The 6298-nt window shown below is 55.0% G+C and carries 6 protein-coding genes; 3 read left to right on the plus strand and 3 right to left on the minus strand.

What is annotated here, in order from left to right; genetic code table 11:
- Positions 1–4 precede the first annotated feature (4 nt).
- Positions 5–436 carry an arsenate reductase/protein-tyrosine-phosphatase family protein gene (locus HMPREF3143_RS20275; protein WP_070534207.1) on the minus strand — a complete coding sequence of 144 codons (432 nt, stop codon included), beginning with the start codon at positions 434–436 and terminating at the stop codon, positions 5–7.
- A 2-nt stretch (positions 437–438) separates the two neighbouring features.
- Positions 439–1575 (minus strand): polysaccharide export protein, encoded by a 1137-nt coding sequence (locus HMPREF3143_RS20280; protein ID WP_045372638.1) that lies wholly within the window; start codon positions 1573–1575, stop codon positions 439–441.
- A 488-nt stretch (positions 1576–2063) separates the two neighbouring features.
- Here HMPREF3143_RS20280 and HMPREF3143_RS20285 point away from each other — a divergent pair, with 488 nt between their 5' ends.
- Both HMPREF3143_RS20285 and HMPREF3143_RS20290 read left to right on the plus strand, forming a co-directional pair.
- Entirely contained in the window at positions 2064–2396 is a 333-nt protein-coding gene (locus tag HMPREF3143_RS20285; protein WP_008500887.1) for an RcnB family protein, read from the plus strand.
- Positions 2341–2826 carry a GNAT family N-acetyltransferase gene (locus HMPREF3143_RS20290; RefSeq protein ID WP_070534208.1) on the plus strand — a complete coding sequence of 162 codons (486 nt, stop codon included), beginning with the start codon at positions 2341–2343 and terminating at the stop codon, positions 2824–2826. The genes HMPREF3143_RS20285 and HMPREF3143_RS20290 overlap by 56 nt, the downstream gene beginning before the upstream one ends.
- Positions 2827–2918: 92 nt before the next feature.
- Here HMPREF3143_RS20290 and apbC read toward each other — a convergent pair whose 3' ends face one another.
- Positions 2919–4028, minus strand: coding sequence for an iron-sulfur cluster carrier protein ApbC (gene apbC / locus HMPREF3143_RS20295; protein ID WP_008500889.1), 1110 nt, complete (start codon positions 4026–4028; stop codon positions 2919–2921).
- A gap of 137 nt (positions 4029–4165) precedes the next feature.
- Between apbC and metG the strand changes: the two genes are divergently transcribed.
- Positions 4166–6199 (plus strand): methionine--tRNA ligase, encoded by a 2034-nt coding sequence (gene metG, locus HMPREF3143_RS20300; protein ID WP_070534209.1) that lies wholly within the window; start codon positions 4166–4168, stop codon positions 6197–6199.
- The last annotated feature ends 99 nt before the right edge of the window (positions 6200–6298 follow it).

The following is a 6298-nucleotide window of genomic DNA, read 5'->3' on the forward strand; positions in this document are numbered from 1 at the left end:
CTTGTTAACTCAAACGACGAGCCCATTCCTGACTGGCTTTCCCCAATTGCCCGAAAACATATTCAAAGGCTTCACGGCTTTTGCGATACGGGTCGGGAATGTCCTGGGTTTCCAGCCATTGTCCAAATAGCAGCGATTTTCCCCGGTTCTCCGGGGCCATTGTGGCAATAAAACGAAGGTGTTCCGGCTCCATCACCAGAATCAAGTCGGACTGTTGCAACAGACTGCACGTCACCCTGCGGGCAACGTGCCCCTCCAGCGAAAGGCCGTGACGCAAGGCCACAGCCTGCGCAATCGCATCCGCCGGGCGTCCTTCTAGTCCGAAAATACCTGCAGAGGTGACCTGCCTGCCGGGTAATTGCTGACGCAATAGCCGCTCACCAATGGGTGAGCGGCAAATATTGCCGGTGCAGACCACTAAGATTGAATGGAACATGACTACGGCCACGATCGGATGTTACGAACGGTTTCGGTCAGGTCATGTACGCCGCTGATGGTGGGCACCAGTTGGGAGATCACGCGATTCCAGCGCGATAGCGGTGCCGTGGTGACGTAGACAATGTCATACGGCTCAAGCTGGAATTCCGTACCCAGCACCATGGCTGAAGCATCTTCCGCATTCAGCTGATAGATATTGGCGATTTTGTCGGTGTCACCTTTTTTCGATACCTGGCGAATAACAAAAATGCCGGTTGCATCGGCCATATTTTGGTTAAGCCCCCCGGCATTGCCCAGGGCCTCGGCCAACGTCATGCCGCTACGATCCATCTTAAGGGTGCTCTGTTTCACCACCTCGCCCATTACGAACACTTTCAGCGCGTCGTTCCGGGGAACAAACAGGATATCGCCAGGATAAAGCAACTTATTTTGGGTCAAATCGCCATGCTGCATCAGGGCATAGAGTGAGAGGTGGGCGTCCTGTCCATTGTGTGTGAGCACGACGTTACGCCAGTCGGCATCCGCCGAGAGCCCACCCGCGGCGTTAATCGCATCCATCACCGTCAGCGGAATATTGGTTATCGGCTGTTGACCCGATTTTTCCACCTCTCCGGTGACGTAGGCTTTTTGTGAACGGAAGGAGGCTACGCTGACGTCCACCTGCGGGCTCTCAATGACGCTATCCAGTCGAGCCGTAATCTCTTCACGTACCTGTGAAACCGTTTTTCCTGCCACCCGCAGTTTACCGACATAGGGATAAAAGAGCGTACCGTCAGCGTTGACCCAGTTGCCTGTATCGCTCGCGCTACGATATTGTCCTGCGGGCGTTGTTAATTCAGGATGATCCCAGACGGTGACCGTCAGGATGTCGCCTGCGCCGATACGGTATTCCCAGTTTTTGATCTGCTTGTCCAGATTAGGATTTGCCTGAGATTTCGACACGGGCGGGCGCAGTTTTTCAATCCACTCCGGGGTCAGCGGAAAAATTTCCACGCGCTTATCAAGCTGATAATTTGCCTCTTTCGCCGAAATAACTTTCTTACCTGACACACTTAAGTTCTGACCAGGTGAAAAAACACACCCTGTTAACTGACTAATACTGAGAAATAACAGCGAAAATGCAGTTGTACTTTTCATTAATATAAATATTTCTTTTTAACGTTGCGTTTATCGTTAAGCCTGTAAAAAGACCCAATCCAACCCCATGAAATGTAATCAATTATGCTTATGAGAGATGAACTTCCTGTCCTTATAAAACACACCTCACCCGCGTTTTAAAAAACAGATCCTATACTCGACCTGGTTAAAAAAACGGATGTCAGCACGCTTCATCCGGAGGCAATATTAAATGCTCTTCAGAGAGAAAGCATTCGCCTCGCTTTCTAACTTTGATATGGAAAGTTATTTTCAGAATTAATTAATGAAATGATAAATATTAAAAATATAATGCATCGACAATATTCCCGACACTGATAAACATCACGCAATTGGGCTACACAAAACCGTCCACTTTTGTTACATTTTTTTTCAAACATACCCTGCGTTGATACTTAAAATGGACTGTCTGCTTCGCTTTCGACGTCCCGCAGACGAAAAGTATCTGTAACGATATCACTGGAGAAAAAATGGCTAAGCGTAAACTGCTGCTTCTGGGTGTATTACTGTCTCTGGCGGGATCCGCATTCTCTGCCCCGCAAACGGCCGCTGCACCCTCCGGCATCAAGGCCTATGAAGAACAAGAGTTCATCGCTGACTTCACGAAATTCAAGATTGGCGACACGGCGCCGGCGCAGTATCAAACGCCGGAGTACACCATTAAACAGTACCAGCTGCGTAACCTGCCGGCTCCGGATGCCGGAACCCACTGGACCTACATGGGCGAGAACTACGTGCTGATCGGCGATGCGGACGGCAAAATCTACAAAGCCTATAACGGAGATATTTTCTATCACCGCTAAGACCATTCTGATCCGCCCCTGGCAGGAAAGCGATCGTCCTTTCCTGCGCACGCTCTTTCTCCACGCCCGGCGTGAGGCCTGGCCATGGCTGGACAGCTCAGACTGGCAGCTTGAAGACTTTGACGCGGCCACCCGTGACGAAGTGATTTGGGTTGCCACGCAGAACGGCCATCGCCTGGGCTTTGCCTCCGTCTGGGCGAACGATAATTTTCTGCACAACCTCTTTGTTGACCCGCAGTATCAAAGCCACGGCGTCGGGAAAATGCTTCTGGAACAGGTGCAGAAGACGTTTACCAGTACGGGTTCGCTTAAGTGTCTGGTGAAGAATGCGCGGGCTGTCGCGTTTTACCAGCGGCACGGCTGGCACATTGAGGCGACGGGGGATTCTCCGGAGGGAGAGTATGATTTGATGCACTATCGGCTTGGGTAAAGTCAGGTGGCGCTTCGCTTACCTGACCTACAAAACCGTATTTCGTAGGCCGGGTAAGGCGAAGCCGCCACCCGGCACAAAGCGAACAGGTATTACACCGCGCGGAACGCGATTTCGCCCGGGATGACTTCGCCCTGCCAGTAAAGCTGCGCCGCAACGCGTCCCGCCAGCTGACGATACATCTCTGCAAATTCGCTGTCCGGACGGCTGACCACCGTCGGCTTTCCGCTGTCCAGATCTTCACGCAGGGTAATGTGCAGCGGCATCTGTCCCAGCAGTTGGGTGTGATACTTCGCAGCCAGTTTTTCTGCCCCGCCCGTACCGAAGATAGGTTCGTGGTGACCGCAGTTGCTGCAGATGTGCATGCTCATGTTCTCCACGATACCGAGCACCGGCACTTCCACCTTCTCGAACATCACGATGCCTTTTTTGGCGTCGATCAGCGCGATATCCTGCGGCGTGGTCACCACAACGGCACCCGTCACCGGAATGTTCTGCGCCAGCGTGAGCTGGATGTCACCGGTCCCCGGCGGCATGTCCAGCACCAGATAATCCAGATCCGGCCACATCGTCTCCTGCAGCATCTGCAGCAGCGCTTTGCTGGCCATCGGGCCGCGCCAGACCATGGCGTTATCGTCAGTCACCAGGTAACCGATGGAGTTGGTCGCCAGACCGTGCGCCATGATCGGCGCCATGTGGGTCCCATCGGGCGAGGTTGGACGCTGGTTTTCCGCGCCCAGCATGTTTGGAATAGACGGGCCGTAGATATCGGCATCCAGAATACCGACCTTTGCCCCTTCCGCTGCCAGCGCCAGCGCCAGGTTTACGGCGGTAGAGGATTTCCCCACCCCGCCCTTGCCCGAGCTGACGGCAATGATGTTTTTCACGCCGTTGACGCCAGGCTGGTTTTTCACGCGCTTCAGCGTGGCGATGCTGTGGCTCAGCTTCCAGTCGATCGCCTTCGCGCCGGTAATGCGCAGCAGCTCGGCGCTGGTCTGCTCTTTCAGCGCGTCAAAGGCGCTGGTCCAGACGAACGGCATCTGCAGCTCAACGTGCAGCGTGTCGTCCAGCCAGGCAACGTGGTGTAACGCTTTCAGCGTAGTGAGATTGTGCTTCAGGGTTGGATGCTGAAAGTTAGCCAGCGTCCCGGCGACCATTGCTCGTAAGGCTTCCGGTGATTTGGCCTGGGATTGAGAACTCATCCCGACTCCTTTGTTCTTGTGAATAAGACCTTAGATGAACAAGTTTACCTGAAAGGCCGTGGTTTGTGCTTACTTAATAATGCCCCTTTTGGTAATATCAAAAACCCTTTTCACAGTTAAAAGAAGTAATGCCTACTATGACTCAAGTCGCGAAGAAAATTCTGGTAACGTGCGCACTGCCGTACGCCAACGGCTCAATCCACCTCGGCCACATGCTGGAGCATATCCAGGCTGATGTCTGGGTCCGTTACCAGCGAATGCGCGGCCACGAGGTTAACTTCATCTGTGCGGACGATGCCCACGGCACGCCGATCATGCTGAAAGCGCAGCAGCTGGGGATCTCCCCGGAGCAGATGATTGCAGAAATGAGTCAGGAGCATCAGACCGATTTTGCTGGCTTTGATATCAGCTATGACAACTATCACTCCACGCACAGCGACGAAAACCGCGAGCTGTCGGAGCTGATCTACACCCGTCTGAAAGAGAACGGTTTTATCAAAAACCGCACAATCTCTCAGCTGTACGATCCGGAAAAAGGCATGTTCCTGCCGGACCGCTTCGTCAAAGGCACCTGTCCGAAATGTAAATCCCCGGACCAGTACGGCGATAACTGCGAAGTGTGCGGCGCGACCTACAGCCCGACCGAGCTTATCAAGCCGAAATCCGTGGTTTCCGGCGCCACGCCTGTGATGCGTGACTCCGAGCACTTCTTCTTCGACCTGCCGTCCTTCAGCGAAATGCTGCAGGCGTGGACCCGCAGCGGCGCGCTGCAGGAGCAGGTAGCGAACAAGATGCAGGAGTGGTTCGAATCCGGCCTGCAGCAGTGGGATATCTCCCGCGATGCGCCGTATTTCGGCTTCGAAATCCCGAACGCGCCGGGCAAATACTTCTACGTCTGGCTGGACGCGCCAATCGGCTACATGGGCTCTTTCAAGAACCTGTGCGACAAGCGTGGCGACACCGTCAGCTTCGACGAATACTGGAAGAAAGACTCTACCGCCGAGCTGTACCACTTCATCGGCAAAGACATCGTTTACTTCCACAGCCTGTTCTGGCCGGCCATGCTGGAAGGCAGCAACTTCCGCAAGCCAACCAACCTGTTTGTTCACGGCTACGTGACGGTGAACGGCGCCAAGATGTCCAAGTCCCGCGGGACGTTCATCAAGGCCAGCACCTGGCTGAACCACTTCGACGCGGACAGCCTGCGCTACTACTACACCGCGAAGCTCTCTTCCCGCATCGACGATATCGACCTGAACCTGGAAGATTTCGTGCAGCGCGTAAACGCGGACATCGTGAACAAGGTGGTGAACCTGGCGTCCCGTAACGCGGGCTTTATTGCCAAGCGCTTTGACGGCGTGCTTTCTGCCGAACTGGCCGATCCGGCGCTGTATAAAACCTTCACCGATGCCGCCGCTGCGGTTGGCGAAGCCTGGGAAAGCCGTGAATTCGGTAAAGCGATTCGTGAAATCATGGCGCTGGCCGATGTTGCCAACCGCTATGTGGACGAGCAGGCCCCGTGGGTGGTCGCGAAACAGGAAGGCCGTGACGCCGACCTGCAGGCGATCTGCACCATGGGTCTGAACATGTTCCGCGTGCTGATGACCTGGCTGAAGCCGGTTCTGCCGCAGCTGGCAGCCCGCGCTGAAGCGTTCCTGAACACCGAACTGACCTGGGATGCTATTCAGCAGCCGCTGCTCGGCCACAAGGTGAACACCTTCAAGGCGCTGTACAACCGCATCGAGATGAAGCAGGTTGACGCCCTGGTGGAAGCCTCTAAAGAAGAGGTGAAGGCAGCTGCGGCACCGGTCACCGGCCCGCTGGCGGACGATCCGATTCAGGAAACCATTACCTTTGACGATTTCGCCAAAGTCGACCTGCGCGTGGCGCTGATCGAGAACGCGGAGTTTGTGGACGGCTCTGACAAGCTGCTGCGCCTGACGCTGGATCTGGGCGGCGAGAAGCGCAACGTCTTCTCCGGGATCCGTTCTGCCTATCCGGACCCGCAGGTGCTGATCGGCCGTCAGACCGTGATGGTCGCCAACCTGGCGCCGCGCAAAATGCGCTTCGGCATCTCTGAGGGGATGGTGATGGCCGCAGGCCCTGGCGGGAAAGATATCTTCCTGTTAAGCCCTGACGAAGGCGCGAAGCCTGGCCAGCAGGTGAAATAACAAAAAAGCCGGAGATTATCTCCGGCTTTTTTTTTGCCCGGCGGCGCTACGCCTGCACGGCCTACGGGTTTTGTAGGCCGGGTAAGGCGAAGCCGCCAC

Origin of the sequence: Enterobacter sp. HMSC16D10 (assembly GCF_001807145.1) — a bacterium.
Lineage (GTDB): Bacteria > Pseudomonadota > Gammaproteobacteria > Enterobacterales > Enterobacteriaceae > Enterobacter > Enterobacter roggenkampii.